Origin of the sequence: Enteractinococcus helveticum, from assembly GCF_001657475.1 — a bacterium.
Lineage (GTDB): Bacteria > Actinomycetota > Actinomycetes > Actinomycetales > Micrococcaceae > Yaniella > Yaniella helvetica.
Genome location: NZ_LXEY01000022.1, coordinates 342,243 through 368,638, shown reverse-complemented (window position 1 = coordinate 368,638; position 26,396 = coordinate 342,243). Strand labels below are relative to the sequence as shown.

At 56.0% G+C, this 26,396-nt stretch carries 26 protein-coding genes; 6 read left to right on the top strand and 20 right to left on the bottom strand.

Annotated elements, in window-relative coordinates; genetic code table 11:
* Positions 1-5 precede the first annotated feature (5 nt).
* Positions 6-857, top strand: a complete 852-nt coding sequence (locus A6F49_RS13825; RefSeq protein WP_043058604.1) for a DNA-methyltransferase — start codon at positions 6-8, stop codon at positions 855-857.
* Here A6F49_RS13825 and A6F49_RS13820 read toward each other — a convergent pair.
* Positions 854-1,699 (bottom strand): PHP domain-containing protein, encoded by an 846-nt coding sequence (locus A6F49_RS13820; protein ID WP_235605000.1) that lies wholly within the window; start codon positions 1,697-1,699, stop codon positions 854-856. The genes A6F49_RS13825 and A6F49_RS13820 overlap by 4 nt on opposite strands.
* Before the next feature lie 157 nt (positions 1,700-1,856).
* Between A6F49_RS13820 and A6F49_RS13815 the strand changes: the two genes are divergently transcribed.
* On the top strand, positions 1,857-3,413 hold the full coding sequence (locus A6F49_RS13815) for an aminopeptidase P family protein (protein WP_043058606.1): 1,557 nt from the start codon (positions 1,857-1,859) through the stop codon (positions 3,411-3,413).
* Here the strand turns inward: A6F49_RS13815 and A6F49_RS13810 are convergent.
* Positions 3,410-4,072, bottom strand: coding sequence for a general stress protein (locus tag A6F49_RS13810; RefSeq protein WP_067605810.1), 663 nt, complete (start codon positions 4,070-4,072; stop codon positions 3,410-3,412). The genes A6F49_RS13815 and A6F49_RS13810 overlap by 4 nt on opposite strands.
* An 81-nt stretch (positions 4,073-4,153) precedes the next feature.
* Here A6F49_RS13810 and A6F49_RS13805 point away from each other — a divergent pair, with 81 nt between their 5' ends.
* Positions 4,154-5,320: an Mrp/NBP35 family ATP-binding protein gene (locus A6F49_RS13805; protein WP_082911797.1), complete on the top strand. Its 1,167-nt coding sequence runs from the start codon at positions 4,154-4,156 to the stop codon at positions 5,318-5,320.
* Here the strand turns inward: A6F49_RS13805 and A6F49_RS18300 are convergent.
* The gene (locus tag A6F49_RS18300; RefSeq protein WP_052504982.1) at positions 5,313-5,915 is read right to left on the bottom strand and encodes a Sec-independent protein translocase family protein; all 603 of its coding nucleotides are present in this window, start codon (positions 5,913-5,915) and stop codon (positions 5,313-5,315) included. The two genes, A6F49_RS13805 and A6F49_RS18300, sit on opposite strands and share 8 nt — an antisense overlap.
* Positions 5,916-5,967: 52 nt before the next feature.
* The gene (locus tag A6F49_RS13795; RefSeq protein ID WP_082911796.1) at positions 5,968-6,999 is read right to left on the bottom strand and encodes an anti-sigma factor family protein; all 1,032 of its coding nucleotides are present in this window, start codon (positions 6,997-6,999) and stop codon (positions 5,968-5,970) included.
* 195 nt (positions 7,000-7,194) lie between these two features.
* Between A6F49_RS13795 and A6F49_RS13790 the strand changes: the two genes are divergently transcribed.
* Positions 7,195-7,851: an O-methyltransferase gene (locus A6F49_RS13790; protein ID WP_043058609.1), complete on the top strand. Its 657-nt coding sequence runs from the start codon at positions 7,195-7,197 to the stop codon at positions 7,849-7,851.
* 13 nt (positions 7,852-7,864) lie between these two features.
* Here A6F49_RS13790 and A6F49_RS13785 read toward each other — a convergent pair whose 3' ends face one another.
* Positions 7,865-8,038, bottom strand: a complete 174-nt coding sequence (locus A6F49_RS13785) for a DUF3117 domain-containing protein (protein WP_067605807.1) — start codon at positions 8,036-8,038, stop codon at positions 7,865-7,867.
* Positions 8,039-8,091: 53 nt separating this feature from the next.
* Complete coding sequence (locus A6F49_RS13780) at positions 8,092-8,430, bottom strand: DivIVA domain-containing protein (protein ID WP_043058610.1); 339 nt, start codon at positions 8,428-8,430, stop codon at positions 8,092-8,094.
* A 282-nt stretch (positions 8,431-8,712) separates the two neighbouring features.
* Between A6F49_RS13780 and A6F49_RS13775 the strand changes: the two genes are divergently transcribed.
* Entirely contained in the window at positions 8,713-9,651 is a 939-nt protein-coding gene (locus A6F49_RS13775; protein ID WP_150119504.1) for a type 2 periplasmic-binding domain-containing protein, read from the top strand.
* Positions 9,652-9,706: 55 nt separating this feature from the next.
* On the opposite strand, the gene A6F49_RS13770 is transcribed toward A6F49_RS13775, so the two are convergent.
* The 5 genes from A6F49_RS13770 to typA all read right to left on the bottom strand — a co-directional run bounded on the left by A6F49_RS13770 (position 9,707) and on the right by typA (position 15,001).
* Positions 9,707-10,993: a citrate synthase gene (locus A6F49_RS13770; RefSeq protein ID WP_043058612.1), complete on the bottom strand. Its 1,287-nt coding sequence runs from the start codon at positions 10,991-10,993 to the stop codon at positions 9,707-9,709.
* Between the two features lie 132 nt (positions 10,994-11,125).
* Positions 11,126-12,259 (bottom strand): succinyldiaminopimelate transaminase, encoded by a 1,134-nt coding sequence (gene dapC / locus A6F49_RS13765; protein WP_043058613.1) that lies wholly within the window; start codon positions 12,257-12,259, stop codon positions 11,126-11,128.
* Positions 12,259-12,585 (bottom strand): ferredoxin, encoded by a 327-nt coding sequence (fdxA, locus tag A6F49_RS13760; RefSeq protein WP_043058614.1) that lies wholly within the window; start codon positions 12,583-12,585, stop codon positions 12,259-12,261. Before fdxA ends, dapC begins: the two co-directional genes overlap by 1 nt.
* A gap of 39 nt (positions 12,586-12,624) precedes the next feature.
* Positions 12,625-13,137 carry a hypothetical protein gene (locus tag A6F49_RS13755; RefSeq protein ID WP_150119503.1) on the bottom strand — a complete coding sequence of 171 codons (513 nt, stop codon included), beginning with the start codon at positions 13,135-13,137 and terminating at the stop codon, positions 12,625-12,627.
* On the bottom strand, positions 13,088-15,001 hold the full coding sequence (gene typA, locus A6F49_RS13750) for a translational GTPase TypA (protein ID WP_043058616.1): 1,914 nt from the start codon (positions 14,999-15,001) through the stop codon (positions 13,088-13,090). Before typA ends, A6F49_RS13755 begins: the two co-directional genes overlap by 50 nt.
* A 416-nt stretch (positions 15,002-15,417) precedes the next feature.
* On the opposite strand from typA, the gene A6F49_RS13745 reads away from it, so the two are divergent.
* Complete coding sequence (locus A6F49_RS13745; protein ID WP_043058617.1) at positions 15,418-16,668, top strand: MFS transporter; 1,251 nt, start codon at positions 15,418-15,420, stop codon at positions 16,666-16,668.
* Here the strand turns inward: A6F49_RS13745 and A6F49_RS13740 are convergent.
* The 9 genes from A6F49_RS13740 to A6F49_RS13700 form a co-directional block, all read right to left on the bottom strand.
* Positions 16,665-18,224, bottom strand: coding sequence for a S1C family serine protease (locus A6F49_RS13740; RefSeq protein WP_052504983.1), 1,560 nt, complete (start codon positions 18,222-18,224; stop codon positions 16,665-16,667). The genes A6F49_RS13745 and A6F49_RS13740 overlap by 4 nt on opposite strands.
* A gap of 22 nt (positions 18,225-18,246) precedes the next feature.
* Positions 18,247-18,747 (bottom strand): thiol peroxidase, encoded by a 501-nt coding sequence (gene tpx, locus A6F49_RS13735; protein WP_043058618.1) that lies wholly within the window; start codon positions 18,745-18,747, stop codon positions 18,247-18,249.
* Between the two features lie 68 nt (positions 18,748-18,815).
* Entirely contained in the window at positions 18,816-19,334 is a 519-nt protein-coding gene (locus tag A6F49_RS13730; RefSeq protein WP_052504984.1) for a PACE efflux transporter, read from the bottom strand.
* 61 nt (positions 19,335-19,395) lie between these two features.
* Positions 19,396-20,208, bottom strand: a complete 813-nt coding sequence (locus A6F49_RS13725; RefSeq protein WP_052504985.1) for an alpha/beta fold hydrolase — start codon at positions 20,206-20,208, stop codon at positions 19,396-19,398.
* 69 nt (positions 20,209-20,277) lie between these two features.
* Entirely contained in the window at positions 20,278-20,916 is a 639-nt protein-coding gene (locus A6F49_RS13720; RefSeq protein ID WP_150119502.1) for a hypothetical protein, read from the bottom strand.
* Positions 20,917-20,921: 5 nt separating this feature from the next.
* Positions 20,922-21,578 (bottom strand): hypothetical protein, encoded by a 657-nt coding sequence (locus A6F49_RS13715; protein WP_043058621.1) that lies wholly within the window; start codon positions 21,576-21,578, stop codon positions 20,922-20,924.
* A 357-nt stretch (positions 21,579-21,935) separates the two neighbouring features.
* The gene (locus tag A6F49_RS13710; RefSeq protein WP_043058622.1) at positions 21,936-23,630 is read right to left on the bottom strand and encodes an ABC-F family ATP-binding cassette domain-containing protein; all 1,695 of its coding nucleotides are present in this window, start codon (positions 23,628-23,630) and stop codon (positions 21,936-21,938) included.
* A 172-nt stretch (positions 23,631-23,802) separates the two neighbouring features.
* On the bottom strand, positions 23,803-25,377 hold the full coding sequence (locus A6F49_RS13705) for an FMN-binding glutamate synthase family protein (RefSeq protein WP_235604999.1): 1,575 nt from the start codon (positions 25,375-25,377) through the stop codon (positions 23,803-23,805).
* Between the two features lie 270 nt (positions 25,378-25,647).
* Positions 25,648-26,379: a DUF429 domain-containing protein gene (locus tag A6F49_RS13700; RefSeq protein WP_043058623.1), complete on the bottom strand. Its 732-nt coding sequence runs from the start codon at positions 26,377-26,379 to the stop codon at positions 25,648-25,650.
* Between the last annotated feature and the right edge of the window lie 17 nt (positions 26,380-26,396).

Sequence of the window (26,396 nt, the reverse complement as noted above, 5' to 3'; positions counted from 1 at the left end):
CATCAATGAGCGCAATTTTTTCGGGTGACAATAAGATCATCCTGGCCGACAACATGGAATTCTTGACCTCGGTACCGGATGAATCGGTCACCATGATCTATGTTGATCCCCCGTTTAATACCGGGCGCACACAGTCTCGCACCCAGATGAAGACGGTCCGGGTTGCAAACGGCAAGGGCGACCGCGTCGGTTTTGGTGGGCACTCATATGAGACGCTACGTGGTGCGCTGGCGTCTTATGATGACGCCTTTACCAACTACTGGGACTTTCTTGAACCACGTTTGGAACAAGCCTGGCGAATCCTTGCCGAAGACGGCACGCTGTACTTGCACTTGGATTACCGTGAAGTCCACTATGCAAAGGTCATGCTCGATATGATTTTCGGGCGAGACCATTTTCTCAATGAGATCATCTGGGCCTATGACTACGGCGGCAAATCCCGTAGTCGTTGGCCAGCGAAACACGACACCATCCTGGTCTATGTCAAAGACCCCAGCAAATACTGGTTCGACTCCGAAGAAGTTGATCGCGAACCATATATGGCACCTGGACTTGTCACACCAGAAAAACGGGAACGCGGAAAAATGCCCACCGATGTCTGGTGGCATACGATCGTCTCCCCCACTGGGAAAGAAAAAACCGGCTACCCGACGCAGAAACCCGTTGGGCTGGTGCGCCGGATGGTTGCTGCCTCGTCACGACGCGGCGACTGGGTGCTGGATTTCTTTGCCGGCTCCGGTACGTTAGGCGCTGCCGCCCAGCAATTGGGACGACGCTACGTGCTCGTGGATCAGAATCCACAGGCCATTGATGTGATGACCAAACGACTGCCAGCAGCCGCGTTGGTGGGCGTCTAGATCCCGTTCCACTGAACTTTATAGCCCGAGGTCGCCTGGGCCTCGATGGCCTCCACCGTTTCCCGGGAGGTCACGTGCTCGCCCAGGCGATTCGGTTTGCCGGTGCCATGGTAATCCGAGGAACCGGTTACCAGCAGGTTGTGCTGTCGCGCGAATTCCAAAAGCCACTCTTTGCCGCTGCCGCTGTTATCTCGGTGATGCACCTCTACCCCGGCCAGTCCGGCGTCGAGCATTTCATCAAACAGGCGTTTGCTGACGGTTCTACCACGCACTTTAGCCATCGGGTGCGCAAAAATCGGTACCCCACCGGCTTTGCGGATCAACTGAACGCCTAACACCGGATCCGGGGCATAGTGCGGCACATAGTATTTGGACCCACCCCGCAGAATCGTATCGAATGCAGCTGACCGGTTCGGCACCGCACCAATCTGCACCAATGCGTCAGCAAGATGCGGACGCCCAATAGTAGATTCCACGGTCGTTTGTGCTTTGACTAACTCCCAGGTGATCGGAAAGTCGGCCGATAACAACATGGCCATGCGTTTGGCTCGTTTATAGCGCGCATTGCGCGATTTGGCGATCTCCGCCAGCAAATCTAAGTTGGTCGGATCGTGCAGATATGACAGCACGTGCACAGCGATGCCTTCTCGAGAAACCGTGGATAGTTCCATACCTCGGATCAAGGCGATCTGGTGTTCTTGGGCGGCTTCTTCGGCAGGCTCCCATCCGGCGGTCGTATCGTGATCGGTTATGGCAACCCCTTCAAGCCCGGCATGTGCCGCTGCGCGGACAACATCCGCAGGCGAAGTCGTACCATCCGAGAAATTCGAATGAGTGTGCATGTCGAAGGCCATAAGTCGTCATTGTACTAGCCCAGGTCTGAATGTGGCAGCTTCACGCGACTCGCAAACGTCCCTACAGCAGCCAGTGCGCACAAGCTAGTTGCGAATTTCGCTGTGTCACATCGAATGTCTGGTCAATCGTGGGAAGATGGCAGGTATGACTCAACCATCTGATGCCGTACAGCCCGCTGCCCAAGATCAGCCCATGGAAGACCGTGTCGAAAACCGGTCTCATCGTCCATCATCAGACGCGTTCAAAGCGTTCATGGCTTCTCAGTGGCAACAGACCGAAGACATCGATTTTCAACCGGATGCTGCCGCCTCATATGCTGCACAGCGCCGTGTCACGTTGTCGAAACGATTCCCGACGGATCGCCTGGTCATTCCTGCCGGTGCACCCAAGGTTCGTTCCAATGACACCGACTACCGGTTCCGCCCCCATTCTGCCTTTGCCCACCTGACCGGTTTGGGCGTTGACCATGAGCCAGAAGCGGTGTTGGTCATGCAGCCTGTTGCGGAAGGCACCGGCGATCACGGGAGTAACCACGTGGCGACCCTGTTCTTCCGGCCGCTAGCGGGACGGGACTCTGAAGAGTTCTATGCAAACACCAAGACCGGTGAATTCTGGGTTGGTCCGCAACCGACGCTGAAAGAACTGCACCAACGTACGAGTATTCCAACCAAGGATCTCTCCGAGCTGGAATACGCCGTCACGGTAGACGCCGGGGTCGTGGAAATTGGCGGCACACGCATCCGCTTAGTTCGCGAAACGGATCAGAATCTTGATGCACTGGTCGATACGTCTCGCATTAATACCGGTGTGGATCTAGAACGTTCTGATGCCATGGACGGCGAGCTGGCAGAGTTCCTATCCGAAATGCGGTTGATCAAAGACGAATTTGAGATCGCCGAATTGCGGGGTTCTGTAGAATCCACCATCCGCGGTTTCGAAGACATCGTCCGAGCCATCCCGCAGGCCACCCAGCACGCCCGCGGTGAGCGCGTCATTGAGACAGCATTCTTTGCCCGCGCCCGGTTAGAAGGCAACGATCTGGGCTATGACACGATTGCTGCGGCCGGCAATAATGCCACGGTGCTGCACTGGATCCGCAACACCGGAGAAGTCAATGAGGGTGACCTGTTGTTAGTTGACGCGGGTGTGGAGGCTGATTCGCTCTATACGGCTGACATCACCCGAACCCTGCCGGTCAACGGCACGTTCTCCCCGGTACAGGCCAAGATCTATAACGCGGTGCTGGCTGCCGCCGATGCTGCACTGTATGCGGCCAAACCCGGAGTGTTGTTCCGCGATATCCACAACACCGCCATGGAGGTGTTAGCCCACCACCTTGATGACTGGGGTCTGCTGCCGGTATCCGTGCAAGAGGCCCTGTCTAGCGACGGACAGCATCACCGCCGGTGGATGCCACACGGCACCTCACACCATCTCGGGCTGGATGTTCACGACTGTGCCCAGGCTCGTCGAGAAATGTACCTGGATGCTCCCCTGCAAGAAGGCATGGTCTTTACGATCGAACCGGGACTGTACTTCAAGAACGAAGACCTGGCGATTCCGGAAGAATACCGGGGCATCGGGATTCGCATCGAAGACGATATTCTGGTCACCGCTCACGGCGCCGAATCACTGTCGGCTCACCTGCCACGCACGATTGAAGACATCGAATCGTGGATGGCCGATCTGTGGCGCAGCTAGCGGGTCTGCGACTCGTCTGAGTCTTGATCGGTGTCCGGTGTCGGATCGACCCGGACACCGTACTGCGGACGGCCATCCGGCAGATCTGGGATGCCACGGCTGTTCTCGTCACTCGCATCAGTTCCAGGCTGCTCCGCCTGCTCAGGCGTAGGTGCAGGCGCCGGTCGTGACGGGGTCCCCGTGGGCTGTGGGCCAAGCACAGAGCTGACCTGATCAGCAACTGAATTATCAACCACCAGATCGTAGCTGACCGCCGTCATTGTGGGAATCATGGCGTATTTCAATTGACGACGACGCATCATCTCACCGATCACGCCGAACAGCACCCAGATAACGGCACCCATGACCACAGTTGATCCAATCGTCATGGCCAGGTCCTGTCCCCCAGACATCATGGAGATCAACAGGCCAATAAAGACGCCGAAAAATGCGCCTTGCAGCGCAGCTCGTCCAGCAACTGCGGCATAACTTGGCCGGTGACGCAACCGATAGACCGAACGCAGATCACGCCCTACGATAGAAAGAAACCTCGGATCCACCCCGGCTTCAACGACTCGATCTACTGCAGACAGCGCAGCTTCATATGAACGGTAGTTGCCAATCAGCTGTCCCTGTGGCAGTGGCGATCCAATGGGGGCTCCGGGGCCAAACATAGTCATAGAGTCCATTTTCTACCCTGTCAGCCAGACTTTCCACCACCCCGCCCACATTGCGCTGTGAGCAAGGAGAATGACCAGCCCATGTCCACCACTACTGAGCTCTATCCACGTGGCATTCTCGGACCTGACACGGCCCCGGCTACAGACCATGAACTGGCGGCCTGGCGCGCCCTGTCCGACGTCATTGACCCAGAGATCCGAAAACCCATCACCACCCTGGGAATGGTGTCTGCAGTGGAATTTTCCGGTGACGACGTGACGGTGGGAATCCGGCTCACGATCGATGGATGTCCAATGCAGGACACGATTCATGCCGACGTGGCCGCTGCTGTACAACCTCTGGTCGATGGCAAGGTGTCGGTCCGTTTGACGACGATGTCCCCAGAACAGCGGGTGGCCCTACAACAGCATCTGACGGCTTCTCGGCCGCGCAACCCATTCGGGGAGGGCACACTGACCCAAATTTATGCGGTGGCATCCGGCAAGGGTGGGGTTGGTAAGTCAACGATCACCGCAAATCTGGCCGTGGGGCTAGCCGAGCGCGGACTTGCGGTGGGACTCATTGACGCTGATATTCATGGGTTTTCGATCCCTGGCTTACTTGGTGTCACAGCCAAGCCCACCAAGGTTGAAGACTTGATCATGCCGCCGGTTGCGTATGGCGTCAAGGTCATGTCGATTGGCATGTTCTTGGACTCTGATCAGCCGGTCGCCTGGCGGGGACCGATGCTGCATCGTGCGTTAGAACAGTTTGTCACCGATGTCTACTGGGGCGACCTAGATGTGCTGCTGATCGATCTGCCGCCAGGTACCGGCGATATTGCCATTTCCACATCGCAGTTGCTGCCGAATGCACAATTATTGGTCATCACCACTCCCGAGCACACCGCCGCTCAGGTCGCTGCTCGGGCCGGGCAATTATCGACTCAAACGAATCAGCCGGTCACCGGTGTCATTGAGAATATGGGGCCAATGCGCCTGCCCGACGGCACCGTCGTTGAAGTCTTCGGTTCGGGTGGCGGCCAGGCGGTCAGTACTCGACTGACCGAAGTGTTAGACAAAGATGTTCCGCTGCTGGGCTCGATTCCGCTGGATCCTGTTTTACGAGCTGATAGTGAGGCCGGTACCCCATCGGTGGTGACGTCCGCTGATACGCCAGCTGGTCAAGCGCTGAATATGATCGTGGACCAATTAGCTGGTACACCCCGAGGATTGTCCGGACGCAAGCTCCCGGTGACCCCTAAGTAGCTTCAGAGTCAAACGGTGTTGTAACCGTCTCAGGCTCAACAGTCTCGGTGAGTTGTTCGACCTCAGCAGGCTGCTGTTGGTCGACAGCAGTCGGTTCTGATTGGCTGGCCGCTTGTTGCGTTGTTACCCCTGCAGCAGGCACGGCTTGCTGAGTAACAGCCGGTTTACTCGGGTCAGGAAACTGTGATTGCTGGTCGAGCTGATCGATCGGTACGGCAGCCGCAAGAATTTCTGCTTGCGTGAGTGCCGGGCGTGGCGTGGGCTTATCGAGCACTGTATCTGCGGCATCCTGCACCGTGCTCTTGGCATCAAGCATGGACGCTTCAAGATCTTCGATCGGTTCAGATAGGGCTTCGCGAATAACTCGACGGGGGTCGTATTGACGTGGGTCGTATTTCTTCCAGTCGACCTCGTCAAAATCGGTGCCTGTTTCTTCTTTGAACTGCTCTTTGGCACCTTCAGCGAGCACGCGAATTTTGTGGACCCATTCGCGTAGCTTCCGAAGGTACTCTGGGATCTTTTCGGGACCCAACAGTAGCAAGGCGAGCACGATGAGGATGATCAGCTCGCCACCATTAATACCAAAGATGTTCATACTGGCTACAGCTTACCCGAAATGGTGGTGGTCGGCGGGTGAGGGAAGGCGTCTAACGGCCCAATAACCGCTCTACTCCGCGCTCGAAGCGCTGGCTGACGCCTTCTTCGACTTGGTCAGTGCTGGAGCTCAGGCGGGATTTCTCTTCTAGATATAATGTCGACATGATTCCGCCGGCATAATCTGCATCTGACGTCGAATCGACCCGATATTGGGACTTATTGGTCGACATGTACGCTGTCCACGAACCATCCGGATATGTGTAGACCCAGACGTTTTCTGCAACCGGTAGCGAGACCTCATCAGCTGCTGATTTTGTAAAGTCCAGGCGGCTGCAGGCTGTCACGGAACCATCTTCGTTTTCGACACGGCATTCGCGCACAACGGTTTGATCTTCGCTATCGACCGTCGTGCCGTTGAAGATCGAGACCACATAGACTTGTCCGTCTTCTTCATCAAAGACGGCAGATTCAAAGGTCATGCCAAGAGCACGGAATTGTGGGATCGTCCAGCCTGCCGCACGGAGATCACTCACTGAAGTCAGCCGTATCGGCGTCCCGTCAATACCCAGTGGTGCACTGCTATACGACAGTTGGGCACGTGACGTGCCGAAGTCTGTGGGCACTTTGGTCGAATCGTCACTGGGGGTAGGACGAATGAGGTCTTGTGGGTCTGCTTGAACGACTTCAATTTCTTCAGGAATCAAGGCAGGTGACGTGGAATCAGCCGATTCATACGAGCGTTCATCTCCCCCAAGCATCCACAGACTAAAAAAGACACCGACGATGACCAGTCCGACAATTCCGGCACTCGCTAAGAATTTCCAGCCTGCTACACCGCTGGGCTGCATTACGGCTGCAGGCTGCTGCCCAACTGGCGTGGGAGTGTCATCTTGGGATAAGCGTTCTAGCTGCTTCGTAATCGACAGTGCAGACCAACGTTGTTCGACTTCTTTGGCGCATTGGTCGCATCCAGCAAGATGTGCTCGGACTCGTTCGTCTGCGGTCGAGGACAATTGTCCTTCCAGGAACGCATCGAACTTGGAACGGGGGTGAAAAGCGAAGTTTGATGGACTTCTGCTCATCAACGTCCTCGCTTCCGTGGTTAAGTCGTCATCTAGCTATAATTCCAAACTCCACTCATTGTGGCAAAAGATTCTGAGAATATTCTGAAACGTCAATGGTTGTTTGGCATGAATACGATAACGTGTCTGGCTGGCTTTACAATGTAGTGAGCATATGTCGCGCAGACGTCAACGATCAACGGGAGTACACAAGTTATGAAGGCGCTGAGCCCACAACAGACCGGCAAATACGCTAGCTGGGCTTTTGCCGAGGCACGTCCAGTTGAAGACGATGTACTGTTGATGGCTCGTGATCGTTCAGCAGAACTTGGTATCACGCCGGTATCTGAAGGCACCGCATCGGTCCTGACGTTCCTGGCTGCCGCGTCCAGACCACAAACCATGGTGGAATTAGGCACCGGAGCAGGCGTATCAGGTTTGGCTTTGATGCGCGGTGCGCCCGCCGGGGCTGTATTAACCTCATTAGATCCGGATGCTGAAGCGCAGCGTGCGGCACGTGAGGTTTTCGTGGCCGATGGTTATCCCAGTTCCACTACCCGGCTGATTGCAGGACGCGGTCGAACAGTATTGCCCAAGCTGTCGGCGTCCGCCTATGATCTGGTGTTCATTGATGCAGATCCACTGCTGTTGGAATACCATGTCACCGAAGCAGCACGTGTGCTGCGCTCCGGTGGCATGGTGATCATTCATGATGCATTAGATCATGATCGGGTGCCACGTCCGGCTGTACGGGAGGCGTCCACGGTGATGCTTCGCGAGGTTGGCAACACGCTTCGTGATGACACCTCTGTTTGGCGTACTTCCACACTGCTGCCTACTGGTACAGGGTTATTATTGGCGACCCGGGTCTAGGGTCAAACAGTCATTAGCTGACGTTGATTACACCGGATAGGGCGTTTTTGAGTTCCTCAGCTTCTTCGTCGTTGAGTTCCACTACAAGACGTCCACCACCGTCGGTGGGAATACGCATTACGAGTTTTCGTTGTTCACGGACAACTTCCATTGGGCCGTCACCGGTACGAGGCTTCATTGCAGCCATTACTGTTCCTTTCTATACGCGTCTATGCCGCGACGCGAACGGTCGACATTTTTCTAGGATTGTTCGTTGGAATAGGGCTGAGGATTGCCCGCGACTTGGCGCAGATCAGCGATCTGTTGATCACGTGCTTCGATCGCTGCGGAAAGTCGAGCGAGTACCTGATCGACCTGGTCGGTTCGGTATCCTCTCAGTCCAACTGCAAAACGAATGTCTTGAATATCTCGGGCGGTAACATCTTGCGCCTCCGGTAAGAGCACCGGGGGTAATGTTGGGAGTGGCTCAGCCATGGGTTTGACCACATGCTGTTGGCCACGGGTGACCATGAGTGCTAAAAATCCGATGATTAGGACACCTAACACCAGAATTTCAATCATCAGTATCGCATCGCCCATAGTGCTATTGTCTCATGAAGTTTCTAACCTTGCTTGTCGGACGCCACAATTCCAGGTGAACACAGGCATTGGGCATCATGGCATCCGCCCACACTTATCGGCATTTGGTGCGGGTTGACTACCGGTATCACTTATTTTGTACGGCCAAGCAGGACAGCAAGTAAGCGTTTGGTTCATCACCAGCGATCAAGCCCAGAGAATACTCGGCGCAGGGTCTTACTAACCCATGTGTTTTGTGCGCAACCATTGGGATTGGCGCAATTGTTGGGTTAGTGTCTGAACGTGACTAAAAAACTCGTGCGTCGTTTGAAGGTATCATCAGCAAGCTTGGCGATGGTTGCTCTGGCTGCGGCCCTCAGTGGTTGTGATACTACTGAGGAGCCGGTAGCAGAAGATGCTGAGGTCCCTGAAGAAGTTGTCAGCGTCGGAGTGGCATTATCCTCCCCCGGGTTGGCCTCAGGTAGTGATCCTGCTGAGACAGCTGGCGCGGAGATCGCACTAGCCCAGGCGATCGTAGCTGAATTAGACACCCCCGGTCCAGAAAGCCAGCTGCGATGGGTTCCCATCAGTTCGGCCAACGATGCAGTAGCAGCCGTTCAAGCTGGTGATATGGAATTTATGCTCGGTCAACTATCTGATGCACAGGTGACTGATGAACTGGGCTGGGTCGGTCCCTATGCAACCGTCAATCCAGCTCTGTTGATCCGACAAGCACCGGATGAGACAAATGCTGCTCCACCCACCATCACGCCATTAGAGACGATCACTTCAGCCGAGGAATTGGTCGAGGCACCCGTTTGTGTCGTGGAAAATTCGGTCGCTGGTGCGGCTGAGCTACCGCTTGATAACATCACGATCCAAGAAACCGTCACCGAGTGCGAAGTCGGGATGCGTTCGGGACGCTATGACGCAATCGCCGCTGATGATCTGCAACTTGCTGGTGTGTTGATGGACCCGAATCTAGGATCCAACTACGAATTGCTGTCGTGGTCAGATGTTGCAGACGACGAAGCAGCCGAAGTGGCCGACGAGTTGCTAGAACCACACCAATATTGGATCGGTACTGATCCATCACAGTGTGACGCCCTTGCTGAGGCTTTGCGCACGGCCCTGACGCAAGGATCGCTTGATGAAGCGTTTTTTGGGTGGGAAGAATCAACCGGTTTGCAGCCTGATGTCTCGGCAGCCAGCGACGTCACGACCCGGCACTGTTCGTCATAGCCTCGTTAACGATTGATGCCCCACCGAAGTGGGGCCTCAATCATCTAGGTACCGATTATTTTGCGTTTGGGTAGTGACGCAGATCTTCACCAACATAGACCTGGCGTGGACGGCCAATCTTGGTTTCTTGGTCGGTGATCATTTCACGCCACTGTGCGATCCAACCGGGCAGACGACCCAGTGCGAACAGCGGGGTGAACATGCGCGGTGGGAAGCCCATCGCGGAGTAGATCAGCCCGGTGTAGAAGTCGACGTTCGGGTAGAGTTTGCGCTCGATGAAGTAATCATCGTTCAGGGCGCGTTCTTCCAGACGCATGGCGATTTCCAGGCGTGGATCGTTGCTGCCAAGTTTGTTTAGGATTTTCTCGGCGGTTGATTTCACGATGCGGGCCCGTGGGTCGTAGTTCTTGTAGACGCGGTGGCCAAAGCCCATCAGTCGGATGCCTGATTCTTTGTTCTTGACCTTGTCCATGAAGTCTTCTGGGCTGACGCCCTCGTCCTGGATCTGGTCGAGCATGTTCAGTACGGCCTCGTTGGCGCCACCGTGCAGTGGACCAAACAAGGCGTTTATGCCGGCTGAGATCGAACCAAAGATGTTAGCGTGCGACGAGCCAACCAGACGAACCGTGGAGGTCGAGCAGTTCTGCTCGTGGTCGGCGTGCAGAATGAGCAGCATATCCAACGCATCGACCATGTCTTGGTCCAGCTCAAACGGTGAGGTTGGAACCCCGAAAGTCAGACGCAAGAAATTCTCGGTGAGGTTCAGCGAATTGTCCGGGTAAAGGAACGGCTGACCGATCGACTTCTTGTACGCGTATGCTGCCAAGACTGGCACCTTGGACATCAGGCGGATGGTCGAGATGTGGACCTGTTCTTCATCAAATGGGTCCAAAGAATCTTCGTAGAAAGTCGACAGTGCAGAGACCGCTGAAGACAAGACTGCCATGGGGTGTGCGTTCCGTGGGAATCCGTCAAAGAAGGCTTTGATGTCTTCGTGCAACATGGTGTGCGAACGGATGTTCTGATCCCAGGCCGCAAGCTCATCACTGGTCGGCAGTTCACCATAAATCAGCAGGTAGGCGACTTCCAGGAAGGAAGACTTTTGTGCCAGCTCATCGATTGGGTAGCCACGGTAACGCAAAATACCGTTGTCCCCGTCGATGTAGGTGATGGCTGAGCGAGCATTGGCGGTGTTCATGAAACCGGGGTCGTAAGTGACGGTATCGGTATCACGCAGCACCTTGGCAATGCTTAGACCATCGTTACCCGCAGTTGCTTCAACACGTGCCAGGTCTACGTTGGTATTGCCTACCGTAAGCTTGCCGTCGTGTTTATCTGTCATGGTTTTCCCTCTTGTCCGTGCAAAGTGACGCTTGCACTATGGCCACCGATCAGTGGCACTATTCGTTATGGCTCTGCCGTTCAAATTTACCAATTTTAGGAACGCTTGGAACTTTATGGCCAAACGTTGTAATCATAACCCCGCTCTGAGTCGGGGTACTGCTTGATCGACGTCCTGATCAGTCGCGGTAATGGAAATGCGGATATACCCGTTGCCTGCCGATGAGTAAAACACTCCGGGGCCCACCAGCATGCCTGCCTTGGCGAAGCGATCGACCAGCTCCCAGGAATCGTCAGCAGTGGGATTGGTGACCGTTGGGTCGCGCACCCACAAGTACAGACCTGCTTGCGAATGATCGATAACTAATCCTGCAGCTTCGATAGCGGTCACAAGTTTTTCGCGGCGGGCCCTGTACCGCGCCTTTTGTTCGGCCACGTGAGCTTCATCTGCCAGGGCCGCGATGGTGGCCTGCTGAATAGGTCCGGGCACCACCATGCCAGTGTGTGACCGCAAGTTGATCAGTGCTGCAATAAGTTTCGTGTCGCCGGCAACAAAAGCCGCCCGGTAGCCGGCCATATTCGACTGTTTCGACAGCGAGTACACCGATAGCAGACCGGTGAAATCCTCGCCAGCAACCTGGGGGTGCAAAATTGATGGGATCAGTTCAGTTTCCCAGCGACCCCACCCAAGCTCGGCGTAGCATTCATCCGAGGCGACAACAGCACCAAGACCACGTGCATCGTTGACAACGGCCCGCAGTGCGCTGGCTTCCTGGACGATGCCGGTCGGGTTTGCCGGTGAGTTCACCCAGACCAACTTGATCTTGTCCCGAGTCTCATCATCAAGGCCAGCCAGGGAATCCGCGGTGACTGATGTGGCCCCCACAATTTTGGCACCGATGTCATAGGTCGGATACGCAACGGTTGGATACACAATAACGTCGCCGGGGCCCAGTCCCAGTAACAGTGGCAGCCAGGCGATAAATTCCTTGGAACCCACGGTGGCGGCCACGTTGTCACGGGTCAAATTTTTGACGCTACGACGTCGCTGGTACCACTGGGCAATGGCATCGCGGAGTTCATTTGTGCCAGAGGCACCGGGATAGCCGGGCCAGTTGGTGGCAGAGCGCAATGCGTGTTGGATGACGTCTGGCGTTGGGTCAACTGGCGCGCCAATGGACAGATCAACGAGACCGTCGGGGTGGGCTTGCGCGGTGGCTTTATATGGGGCCAGCAACTGCCAAGGGTATTCAGGCAGGTCAAGCATTAAACGTCATGCTCCTGTGGCGGAAGAGCGGCAACTAGCGGGTGATCTTTGGGGATCAACCCAAGCTTGGCGGCGCCTCCCGGGGAGCCGATGTCGTCAAAGAATTCCACGTTCGCATCGTAGTAATCGGCCCATTCTTCTGGGGTGTCGTCTTCATAGTAGATAGCTTCTACCGGGCAGACGGGTTCACAGGCACCGCAGTCCACGCATTCATCCGGGTGGATGTACAGCATGCGTTCGCCTTCATAGATACAGTCAACCGGGCATTCGTCGACACAGGATTTATCCTTCAGGTCAACACACGGTAAGGCGATTACGTAGGTCATCTTCGCGTTGCTCCTTCACAGCGTTTCGTGTCATACAGTCTACTGTTTATCCCATGGACCGACAGCGGGTGTCAGATATGACTGGTTGGCCGCAAGCTCAGCTTTGGTCCGCCGCATCGTCCGGGCTAGCTGAATCAGGCTCAACAGGGTCACCGCGACGATGCCGATATTCCAGGCCAACGTGGCAATCACCAGGTGGGGCACAAACTCCCAGGTCTGGTCATTGAGCGGCACACTGAAGTGGTTGCCCTGATTCAGGGCAACCATCGCAGCCAGCGTCACATACTGAGCAATACCCGTCAGACCGGTGGCCACAATGCTGACACTGCGCAGGCCGATCCACCACTGGGCCAGCCAGGCTATCACCAGGGCCAACACGACTCCCCAGGGCAGACCGAAGCTGCCGGTCCAGTATGAGTTCAGGTGCAGTACGGTGCCGATCGCCCCGGTGAGGATTCCCAGCAGGATGCCTGCCAGGCTCCAGCCGATAGTCGTGGCGTGGTTACTGCGATTCGGCGCGTGCTCGGGCGCGGGCAAGTTTGACTCTGTCATTAGCATCAAGCACAACCTTACGCATCCGGATAGCTTCCGGTGTCACTTCGACACATTCGTCATCTCGAACCCATTCCAGGGATTCTTCCAGTGTTAAGATCCGTGGTGGGGTGAGACCTTCGAAGTTATCCGACGACGCGGCACGAACGTTGGTCTGTTTCTTCTCGCGCACGATGTTGACGTCCATGTCCTCGTTCCGCGAGTTTTCGCCCAAGACCATGCCTTCATAGACATCGGCGCCGGGCTGGATGAAGAAGGATGCACGTTCTTGCAGGTTGATCATCGAGTACGGGGTCGCCGTTCCGGACCGGTCTGACACAATCGAACCGGTAGCCCGGTAGACGATATGCCCGGCCCACGGTTCGTAACCGGCGGAATATGATGACGCAATACCGGCGCCACGTGTTTCGGTCAAAAAGCGCGTCCGGAACCCAATCAGACCACGGGCAGGGACTTTGAATTCCATGCGAACCCAACCGGTACCGTTGTTGACCATATTCTCCATGGCACCCTTGCGCGAAGCCATCAGCTGCGTGATAGCGCCCATATGTTCTTCCGGAATATCGATGGTCATCAGTTCCATCGGCTCGTGCAGAACGCCGTCGACCTCTTTGGTCACAACCTGAGGTTTACCGACCGTCAGTTCAAAGCCCTCACGGCGCATCTGTTCTACCAAAATAGCCAGTGCAAGCTCGCCACGGCCCTGAACCTCCCAGGTATCGGGGCGATCCGTCGGCAGGACACGTAGCGACACGTTACCGATGAGCTCACGGTCGAGACGATCTCGAATTTGACGTGCGGTGACCTTCGCGCCTTTGACCTTGCCAGCAAGCGGCGAGGTATTGACGCCCAGGGTCATCGAAATCGAGGGCTCTTCAATCGTGATCTGCGGCAGCGGTTTCGGGTCGTTAGGATCGGTCAAGGTGTCACCGATCATGATGTCTTCAATACCGGCCACGGCCACGATCTCACCTGGGCGAGCCGACTCTGCTGGTACGCGCTCCAGACCTTTGGTCTGCAATAATTCGGTGATCTTGACGTTCTTGATGCCAGCTTTTGAGGACCATGCCACAGTCTGGTTCTTATTCAGCGTACCGTTGTGGATACGCAGCAACGCCAAACGGCCCAGGAACGAGGAGTAGTCCAGGTTCGTGACGTGGGCCTGCAGGACCTCGTTTTCGTCATAGGTTGGCGCCGGGATGTGTTCCATGATCGTTGCAAATAGCGGTTCCAGATCTTCGTTGTCTGGTAGCTGTCCATCGGCGGGTTGTACGGTCGACGCGCGACCGGCTTTACCCGAGGCATAGACCACTGGAACATCGAGGACGGCGTCCAAATCCAGGTCTGGGACATCTTTGGCCACGTCTTCAGCCAGCCCCAGCAGCAGGTCCATCGAGTCTGAGACGACCCCGTCAATGCGGGCGTCGGCGCGGTCTACTTTATTGACTAACAGGATCACCGGTTTGGCAGCTTCTAGGGCCTTACGCAGCACGAAGCGCGTTTGTGGCAGTGGACCTTCCGAGGAGTCCACGAGTAAGACAACACCATCGACCATAGACAGGCCGCGTTCGACTTCTCCACCGAAGTCGGCGTGTCCTGGCGTATCGATCACGTTGATCGTGACCTGTTCGCCATTGGACGCCGGGCCAGAGTAGAACACCGTGGTGTTCTTGGCCAGGATGGTAATGCCCTTTTCTTTTTCCAGTTCCCCAGAGTCCATCACACGATCTTCGACTTGTTTGTGTTCGCCGAATGCCCCGGTCGCGGTCAACATGGCGTTGACCAGGGTCGTTTTCCCGTGGTCGACATGGGCGACAATGGCAACATTACGAAGGTCATCACGTGTGGCGGTCTGATTGGTCATGGGCATACCTCGTTTGAAGGTAGAAATGTAAGATGTGCTGCGGCCGAAGATACTGTAGGTGTGTACGCATTGGCCACGTTACTAGTGTAAAGCACACCTTGGGTGTTGCTGACCGATCCACCGTGAGGCGTTATATACACTTGAAACGCATTGGGGCGCGAACCGGTGGTTTTGCTGAAGTATTGGGCTCAAATTGCACGGTCCATACCTCCTGTCATAACCGGTGCTCCACCGCTGGAAAGGCGAGGGGACATGCCGATCAAGCCTGACAGCAGTCGATGCTCGATTAACTATGGAACGTATCGAAGACATGAACGAACACATCGTGCCAAACAGCCTCCCACCTCGCACAGCACCACAAAACGGGCCTCAGCCAATACGTGACGAAAGCCAGTATTGCGGGTAGAACTGGTCCTATGTCTAATCGCACCGCTGTTGCTACCACGCCCAAGACGCTGACCTATGGGTTCATGTTCATTTCCGTACTCGCGCTGGCCTTAAACCTACGGGCTGCGGCGAGTTCGATCGGTCCGTTGTTGGCCGAAATCGGTGACGGCATGCAATTTGGTGGCGGCGCCCTGGGCTTCTTGACGTCGCTGCCGGGGCTGATTTTCGGCGTCCTGGGGCTGCTTGCGGTGCGAATCGGCAAGCGCTTTGGCATCTCGGCCACCCTCTTATTATCTGCGCTGGCCATAGTCTTTGGCATTGGGCTGCGCGCCTGGGTCGATAATTCGTGGCTCTTTTTGATCCTGTCGATCATTGGCCTGACCGGTATCGCCATTGCCAATGTGCTCATGCCCGCCTGGATCAAAATCCACGGTCGCCAACACACGGTCAAACTCATGACCGTCTACTCGGTGTGTGTCGTCGCCGCCGGGGCCATTGGTGCCGCTTTCACCGCGCCCGCCGCCCAGGTCTTCTCAGCATGGTTCAGCCCCGATATCGGCTGGCGTACCGCCCTGACCCTGTGGGCTGTACTGGCTATCATTCCGGCAGCGTTGTGGTTCGTTGTGACCAAACGCATCGGCTACGACTACCCGCCTACCCCGTCCCATGCCACCCCCACCACGCGCATCTTCCGGTCACCGGCCGCCTGGGCAATGATGGCCTTCTTCTCGCTGCAATCCACGCAGGTGTATGTCCAGTTTGGTTGGCTACCCCAGATCTACCGTGACGCCGGGGTCAGCGCCAATGAGTCCGGTTTACTGTTGTCGGTCACCGCGGGCATCGGGGTGGTTGGCAGTCTCATTATGCCCACCGTCGTGGATCGTTCCAAACGCCTTTGGGTCTGGCCGGTAGTCTTTGGGGTGTTCAGCGCAATAGGCTACCTTGGCCTATTTTTGTGGCCTGCCGAAGGCCGCTGGCTCTGGTCGTTGCTGCTCGGGGTGGGCGGCATGGCGTTTGCCACCGCCATTTGCCTGATCCCAGCGCGCAGTGTAGACCACGACATCACCGCCAGACTCTCAGGCTTTGTCCAACCGGTCGGCTACATTCTGGCCGGCGTCGGACCCCTGCTGGTCGGGGTGTTGTATACGGCCAACAACACCTGGACGACGACGTTGGTATTTCTGTTTGTGTTGGCAATACTCATGGCCCTGGCCGGTGCGCTCGCCGCCCGTGATGTCAACGTCGATGACCAGCTCCAGCCGCACAACCCTGGGAATTAGTTGATCGAAGCTTCTTCAAGGACCGCGGTGGCGGTCCGTATCTCCCCGTCTACGGTACGCCAGACGACTTCAACTTCCTCGCCGGGGTCTTTATCTCGCACATAGCGGGAAATATACGAGGAGTTGAGCACGTCGTTGCCATCAATTTCTAAAATCACATCATCTGGCTGCAGCCCAATTTGATGCGCGGCGGAACCGTTCATGACTTCCATGACCCGTGCTCCGGCATCGGGTTCAGAGGACACCACGATCCCCAGCGCTCCCCCAGCGCCAATGACGACGTCGCCAGAATCATCCCCAGCTAGAACCTGTTCCACCACTTCCAAGGCATTGACGATCGGTACCGCATACCCATAGGCGTCGTCGGAGTTTGTCGTGTTTTGGCTTGCGGCAGTCGATACCCCGATCACCTGACCATTGGCATCCACCGTTGGTCCACCGGAATACCCGGGCACAATATCGGCGGTGATCATAATGAGGTTTTCAAGCCATTGGGCCGGTGAACCAGGTTCCTGCGGTTCGATGTGGATGGTTTCGCTGGTGCCCTGGATTTCTCCGACCACCGAGGTCAGGTATCCCTGTCCCCCGGCGTTGCCGACCCCGGCGACTGTATCGCCGACGCTAACTTCGCCCGGATTGATTGAGGCGACTTCAAGTGGCTCATCGGTGTCGATCTGCAGCACAGCAATGTCTTGACTGGCATCGCGACCCAGGACGGTCGCGGAGTAGCGCTCATTCGTATCAGCCATGGTGATCGACACCGAGGTTGACGATTCAACGACGTGGTAATTGGTAATGGCTAACCCATCGGAGCTGAGCACCATGCCAGAACCGAACCCGAGGTATTGGTAGACCTGAGTATCGACCATGAAGATGCCAGGCGCCTTTGAAACTTCTTGGCCAGGGTCGAGACCGCTTCCGGTGTGTTGATCACCGTTTTCCCAGTCGACAGTGATGCCCTGGTGAACATGGTCCAATTGCTCGACCAGGCTGGCATTCGCGGCCTCGGGGTCCGGGATAATCGGATCAGCTTGTTCTGATGCACCATCTGGTGCGAAGAATTCTTCCAGGGAGAAGTCGTCGACGGCGATGTCTGGGCCATCCCAGTCAAAGACTAGGGCAAGAAATCCGATGAGTAGAAAACCGAATGCTAAGATCCCGATGCCGTTGAGAATGAGACTCAGCGGGCCGCGACGACGTCGTGACGGTTTCGAGTATTGACCAGGGTCGTTGTATTCGTTACTGAAATACGGAATGGACCGAGTTTCATCGGTCGGGTGGTGGGTGGAGTGGACCCAACGGGGATCATATCGCGGGTCGTGATGGGAACCGTAGGGCGGGTCCGGTGGTCCGGTGCGATAAGGCTCGGGGTTGAAGGTGTTGGGCCCGTAGGGACCAAAGGCTTGTGGATCACCACCGCCCGGACCATATGGTGGTGGTCCGGGCGGTGGTGGCGGACTTCCAGCGCTCTCTTCTGAGGCCTGCCGGTAATGGTCAGGTCGTTGATCGTCTGGTTCTGGTGACGATTCGGGTTCGGAAGGATTCTGGTAGTTCACGCCGGTGGTTTTCTTTTATGGGTTATGCGCCCAAGTGCTCCATGACCGCGTCGTAGTCTGGTTCATTCGTGATTTCTTCGACGAGCTCGGTGTAGGTGACTTCACCTTGGGGATTCACCACGACCACAGAGCGGCCAAGCAGGCCTGCCATCGGTGAATCTGCTAGTTCAACACCAAAGTCAATGCCAAAGTTTGAGCGGAATGCCGAAGCCGTGTGAGCACGTTCAATGCCTTCGGCACCACAGAAGCGCGCCTGAGCAAACGGCAGGTCCTTGGAAACATTCAGTACCACGGTATTTTCCAGGTTGGCTGCGCGTTCGTTGAATTCACGCACGCTGGCGGCACATACCCCAGTGTCCAGGGACGGGAAGCTGTTAACCAACAGCCACTGACCGGCATAATCGGAGAGTTTCACTTCGGACATATCAATGCCCACCAGCGTGGAATCGGGAATCTGCGATCCAACAGCTGGAATATCGGCGACGGTGTTTGTGGGGTTACCTTTAAAATGCGTTTTAGCCATGCCTCTACTGTATGCGTCAGCAGGAGGTTTTATCGACGGCTGTTCGCCGCTCAGTGCAAAACTTGTGATCAACGCTGATAGTGTGCAGCCGGTTCGGGCAGCCCGAAGACCCGGTCAAAAATCCAGGCGTAGATAGCGGTGTAGATCAAGAAGAAGATCAACAGCCCGATCTCTAGAATGAAGGCGTCCAACAGGCTAATGCTAAGGATCCAAGCGATGGCTGGTACCAACATGGTCACCAGACCGCCCTCGAACAACACTGCGTGTGTCACGCGCATGTACCAGGGTCGGTGGGTGACCCCGATTCGACGTTCGAATGCTTCAAATCCCCAGTTGAACAGCATGTTCCATGCCAGGGCTACCGTCGAGGAGACCACCCCGACTAAAAAGGACGAGCCGGAGTCGTTACCAAGGATTGCCAGAATCAGTGTCGTGAAGCCCACCGCGAGAATTTCAAAAACTACCGCGTAGGTGATGCGTCGAGCCAGTGGGGACCGAAAAATCCGGCGGCCGACCAGTGCATCGCGGCCACCTGGTCCAACTGGGACCTCTGGGATATTTTGGGCAAGATCTTCTTGGGCTGTCACATCGTTAGGTTATCAGAGCCTGACGTTTCCAGACTGCGTGCTCGTCAGGGGCGCAATTGGCTTAGGAGTAGCGCCCTGCAATGTAGTAGTCGATGGTTTCGATAAATGGCCTGGCTTGTTCTGAGTGCACCCAGTGACCGGCATTGCGGATTTGGATCTTGCGGGTGCTTGGGAACAGTTTGCGCATGGCCACGGTGGTCTCGTCGTTGATGTAATCCGATTCGGAGCCTTTGATCCACAATACGGGATGATCGTCATAGGCCTGTTCTACCTGTGGAAAATCAACGATCGTTGGGAGTTTGTCGTAGAGCATCTGCAGATTGGGCTGCCATGCGAATCCGACGTGCTCGTCGCGGATTAGGTTTTGTAATAAGAAGCCGCGTACACCGGCGTCGTCGATATCGGTTTTGAGCTTGGCATGTGCGTCGCGACGTGAGGTGACCTGAGATAGGTCAAGTTTCAGCAGTGTGCCCAAGAGGTGTTCGAATTCACTGGTGGATGACTGCACTGGCGAGATGTCTTCGATGATCAGCCCAGCGGTGAGCTCTGGGTGGCGCAGCGCGAGCAGCATGGCGACCTTGCCGCCCATCGAGTGGCCGAGGATCACGGCTGGCTCGTCTTTGCAAAAATCTCGGCGGAGTTCTTCGGCGACCAGATCGGCGATTTCGATGTAGTCGAAGTCATCAGTCCAGCAAGAGGCCCCGTGATTAGGTAGGTCCACAAGCAGTGAGGTAGTGGTTTCTTGGATGCCTTTGGCAATGGTCGTAAAGTTTTTGCCGCGGCCCATTAGCCCATGCATAAAGACAACGCGCCGTAGTCCACCTTCCAGGACTTCCGTGTGGAGGCGACCGGCTGGATCCGAACAGTTCATCATGTTCCTCAGCTTAGTAAAGACACCTGTCACCTGCCCACCGGAGTCTTCACTCGGGCGACATAAAGCCTACTAGGTGACGTTGTGATCGGCGGCCTGGGCGAGTTCTGCGGCTTGGGCTTTCTTATTGCGGGAACTATTCACCACTCCCATGATGAATAACCCACCGGCGATGACAACGCTGAACAGCCCGATGAGCACACCCTGCAGGGCGGTATTACTCATCTTGTAACTGGCACCATCACTGACAATAGCTTCCTGCTGACACTCCACAACATAGGTGCCCTCTCGGGCTTCGAAATGTGTGAAGACCACGTGATAGAGTCCCGGCGCATCATAGCCGGCAGCTGTTGCTTGCGCTTCGGTGACCGGCTGAGATGAGGTATTCGACGCCACCGGGTCTCCATCAGGATCGGTGATATCGCACTGTTGCATTTGTTCAGCCACCGACGGTTCTTCGGAGCGATAGTACAACGAAAGGACCGTGTATTTTGCGTCGCCCAGTTCGACTGCGGTCGCCTGCGGTCCGACGCGTTCCCCGGTCTCAAAAGCGTCGGCATAGGATTCTCCGACATCAGAGAACGTGTTCATAATGCCGGAGATGGTGATGGCAATCGCCGTCACCAAACCAAGCACACCGACCACGATGCTGGCCAAAATATAGCCGGCAACGGGACGACGTGATGGTGCGGTGGACTGGCGTTGCATCATGTGGGTCACGCAGGCGGCCCCGGATAATACGGCTGTTGTCCTGGCCCATAACCGGGATAGGAGTTACCTCCGTATGGAGGGTATTGCTGGCGCTTTGATTTCGAGCGGCGCACCAGGCCAATAATGGTCAACACGGCACCTACCAGGAAGAGGAGACCGGCGACAAAGACACTAATGCCTGCGCCAAAAAGACCGCCCAGTGGTAGTGACCCGCCGAGTATGACGGGGTAGTCGGTACAGGAGATGTCATAGACTCCACCGGCGGTGGATTCAAAAGTCTGGATAGCTTGGAAGGACAGATCGTTGAGCGTCATGTCCAGATCTGCCGACTGAGTGGTGACATCGTTGCCTTGTTCATCAACCACCGTGCAACTGGCACCGGTCATGACATTGGGGTCTTGGTAGATAAACCACTGGTTGTCCCCCAGACCATCAACCGTGACGTGCTGGTCAATCGAATGGGTCGAGGACGCAAAGTCTTCGAGTTTACTAAACGAGGAGACGCTGAAAGCCACCACAGCGATGATGCCGCCCAGGATGCTGACACCGATCAAAATCAGGCCGGCGATGAGCATACCGGTGCCTGGTCGACGTCGGGGTTTTTCTTGTGTTGGAACGTTATCGGGTTGATATGCGCCAGGTGGCGGGGGTGTATATGACATGGATTCCTTGAGATGCTGTGATGGTAACTCTAGTGTGCCAGATGCGCGTGCACCGACCAAGCAGCGAGGTCTTCGCTGCCTGACATCACACCTAGTCAGTCTTCGATATCAACCCATGATCGTTGCTATGCCGGTAGCTTAGGAGATTTTCGCCACGGTTGGAATTGGAGCAGGGTGTGACCCGGTGCTCTGGCAAAGTTTCGAAGTCCAACGATCAGCTATCGTGCAGCGAAATTGCTGGCCGGTGCTTACTGGAGATACCCGCCGGTTCAGAGGCAAATCGACCACCGGATGAAAATGACCGATACCGAACCAAGGCCGCGCTGCGGGGGTTTTGGGCGCTCGTCGTGACCTTAGCTATTGCAGATGAAGGCGTTTGCCCTGCCAGCGTTCACGTAGCCACCGGTCATGTGAGGCTACGATCACGGTTCCGGGATAGTGCTCCATGGAAGCTTCCAATTCTGTCACCAGGACCAGCGATAGATGGTTGGTTGGCTCATCGAGTAGCAGCACCTCTGGTGGGTTCGCCAGTAGGACTGCCAAATCGAGGCGGCGTTGCTGGCCGACGCTCAGCGTAGCGATCGGTCGGTTCTCATCGCGCGGACTTAGCAATCCAAAGGTCGACAACGGGACGACCTGGGCGCGTTCGAATCCCACAGTTTGTTCATAGACCGCCCGAGCCGTTTGATCGGCCACCTCATCCCAGCTGCTCTCTTGGCGTAGCATCCGATAGGTGGCATCTGCGGCGCATTCTAACGTTCCTCCGGTGGGTGTAAGCGCCCCCGAAAGCACTTCCAAGAGGGTGGATTTCCCGGTGCCGTTGGCCCCGGTGATGAGGAGATGTTCGCCCTGGCTGAGGTTTAGGGACACGGGATCAAGCCGTCTTGCTACTCGAATATTTTGGGCGCGAATCAGGGCTTCATCGACCGGGATCGTCGTTTCGGAGTCCTCTGTCGCGGCGTCGAGTCCCTGAAAGATAAGCGGTTCAGGTGGTTTGACGATCTGGTGCTGTTCTGCCTCGGCCAGACGCGAGCGTGCATCGTTGACCCTTCGAGCCACCACTTTGGCGTTCCGGTCGGCATAGAATTTTTTGGCGATACGGCTTTCCGTGCGTGGCTTCCAATCACTATGACCCACGACTTGCTGCTCATGCACGGCGGCACGCAGACGTTTGATCTCGGCTTGTTCTTGATCGAATTGATGCTGCCATCGCTGCCGGGCTTCGCGTTGATAGCGCACGTAGTCCGAATAGGTGCCGCTAAAACGGGTCACGCCAATGCTTGGTAAGACGTCGTGGTGAGTCTGAGCTGCAATCTGTCGAGGAGCGGGGTCGAGATCGAGGATGGACACGACCGTTTCGTCAAGAAATGCTCGATCGTGACTGACCAATATCACCGGTCCGTGCCAGTCAGCAATGACGGTTGTTAAATATTGCAGCGCGCTATCGTCGAGATGGTTAGTTGGCTCATCAAGCAGCAGGATATCCGGGCTCGACAATAACAGACTTGCCATGGCGAGCCGAGCGCGTTGGCCTCCGGAGAGTTGGTCCACGGTCTTGTCACGGGCTAATTCGTCCAAACCGAGTCCATGCATGGTCGTTTCAAGATGCGCCTCGATCCCCCATGCTCCGAGTCGTTCTGCGACATCCAGTGCTGCCATATAGTCATGCATCGCACCGGAAGCCTCAGGCGTTGTGGCGATGGCGGCTGCCGCGTCAGCTACCTGGGCTTCGGCGGTTCGTAAGCGCGCAATTGAGCGTTCCAAGACCTCAGCCACGGTGAGTGACCCGGGAAATTGCGGCTGTTGGTGGAGCAATCCGATATGCAGGTCTTCGCCTTGCGGAGCAAAGAGCTCCACGGTGCCGGCATCAGATGGCAGTTCACCAGCAAGGATGCTGAGCAGAGTGGTCTTGCCTGAACCATTCTCCCCGATGATGCCAACCCGTTCGTGGTGGGCCACCGAAAACGAGATATTCGTAAAGACGCGTCGGTCTGGGAACGATTTGGAGATTCCAGAGACTTTGAGGTGGGTAAATGAAGTAAAACTCGACACAATGATTCCTGTAATTGAACATTCCCCGCCGGGCGTCAGCCTCTGATACGGGGCGGAACAGGATCATTTCTTCATGCCCGCTATGTTATTGCACCTGACTCGGGCAGGCAACTTGTGCACCGCTCCTGCGCCTTCGAGCCGAGCGACAACCGCCGTTTCCTACGGCCAAGCACTACTTTGACATATAGGTACTGCCTGGCCCGAAGCGATCTGGGCTCGCTTCTTGCCATGCTTGCTGCCATTGCTCTGGTGCATCTCCATAGAGTTGCCCCGGTTCAAGCCACTCATAAAGTTCGGCATAGGATGCGCTTTGCCCTTCAGACAGGTTTCGCCGCAACATGGCTGGGTGGAGGTCGTCCGGATGTTGCACTCCAAGAGCCGCCATCACCCGCAATGCTTCTCGGACCGTATTGCGCTGATAGTTGTACACGTACTCTGTTTTGGTAGGGACGTGCAGTGCTAGCTGACGACGTTTATTTTGTGTGGCAACACCCACCGGACAAGTATTCTCTGCACACCTCATCGCCTGGATGCATCCAAGAGCCATCATCATGGCACGTGCCGAGTTCAGGTAGTCCGCCCCTTGGAGCATCCTGCGCACAAGGTCACTGCCTTCAGCAACTTTTCCGGAGGCGCCAATGCGAATTTGGTTTCGTAGCCCAGTTCCTACCAGTGCGTTATGAACCGTCATGAGGCCCTGAGTCAACGGCATGCCAATGTAATCCTCGAACTCCACAGGAGCAGCACCGGTACCACCTTCCGACCCGTCGACGATGATGAAATCTGGTGCTGTGCCGACTTGATGAATCGCTTTACAGATCGCCAGGACGTCGCGTTGTGACGTCACGCATAACTTAAATCCAGCAGGTTTTCCGCCCGACAGCTCGCGCATCGATGCGATGAATTCGATAAGTTCCACCGGGGTCGAAAAGACCGTGTGATACGGCGGGCTAACGCATTTTTTGTCCCGCGGAACACCCCGGATCTCAGCGATTTCCTCGGTAATTTTGCCCTGCGGCAGGACCCCGCCAATACCGGGTTTAGCACCCTGACTCAGTTTCAGTGACACCATTTTTACGGCATCCATGGAGGATTGGTCAGCGAATTTTTGTGGATCAAAAGCACCATCATTGGTGCGCGCGCCAAAATATGCGGTTCCGATCTCCCAAACCAAGTCCCCGCCCCCAGCTAAGTGGTGTGGTGAAATACCACCTTCACCGGTGTCGTGAGCAAAGTTGCCTTTTGCTGCTCCGGCATTCAGCGCCTGAATAGCATGTGCTGATAAGGACCCGTAGCTCATCGAAGATACGTTCAGTAATGCCATGTCGTAAGGCTTGTTGCAATCTGTGCCTCCCACCGGAATCCGAGGCGGGTCAACCAGTGGTTTCACGGGAGTAATCGAATGAACAAACCACTCTTTGCCTTCTGCTGTTACATCGTGCACCGTGCCGAATGACTCTTCGCTCTTGTCGTCGCGAGAGCGCGAATAAATCAGTTCACGTGATGTTTTGTCAAAGGGACGACCGTCCCAATCTCGTTCAATAAAGTATTGTTGAATCTCGGGACGTATCTTCAGCAGAAGTGTGCGACCATGCCCAATTACTGGATAATTGCGCAAGACGCCTGAACGCTTTTGCAGCAGATCGTAAGCGACGACGGCGCCCAGGCCAACAGCCGTTGCAGTGCCTGTCATAATCTTGCCAAGCGATTTCTTTGGTCTGTCGAATTTGAACCATTTGCCAATCATCGGTACCACCTTCTTCCTCGGATCCATGAACCGGTTCGAGATTAGAGGACCCAAGGATGACCGTCAGCTCAGTGCTACAGGCGTGCCTAAGTTCGTCACTAGTGCAACACCTTGATGTTGTGGCGAGTCTACTTCTGACAATACGTGATTCATAGGTTTTCATCGCCGCTGATTCGAAACACTGGTCTACCGATATTTTTCTATCAGTCTGTTGCAGCCACACGCGTCCGTCCTATCGTGGCCGTCTCTGGAACGAGGTCGGTACAGCCCTCACTGATCCCAACGTTGGGGAACCCAAATCCAACCCTCAACCAATGTTGTTTTGCGATAACGCTCCGGTGGGCCTTCACAGCGGCCGTACCGAATCTCGTGACTAACTAATCCTGCGAGCACCGCGTCGAGGGCGTTATCATTTGCCAACAGCAACGCTTCGTGACCGTTCCAATCAAGTTGCGGAAAGCGTTGGGCTAATCCATCCAGGATCTGCTGGCGGATGGCTAGTCGTTGCGAACCTTTGTACCCGGTGTGGGGCAATCCCCAGCGATAGAGCGCGGCTGCTGGATAGACTTCGGCAATGGCACCGGATCCGTCTCTGCTGACGTCGACCTGGGCGGCTCGTAATCGCGCCTCAATTCCGGCCCAGCGGAAGGCTGGGTAGGCAATCAGGTTTGCTGACACACTCAAGGGCGTCAGTCCGGTGGTGCGTTGAATTTCCCGATCGGTAACACGCAGTGCCAATTCTCGTCGCCATGTAGGGCCGGGGGTCTCGGGACTTGCCAAGGTGTGAGTGGCCTGCTGCTGCACGAAAGCTACAAAGTCTTGTGGCCAGCCAAAGGGCACATCGATGCCCGCATAATCGACGTCTGGGATGCTTGCCACGATGAGGTCATCGACAACGCCCACCACAACCGAGTCGACAGTGAGTCGAGTATCGTCGTCGACCAAGATCGCAAGCCCGGTATTTTTCGGCTCTGCCGCCAGGTCGATGCCACAAAAGCGCATGCTCTTACCGTAGCTCA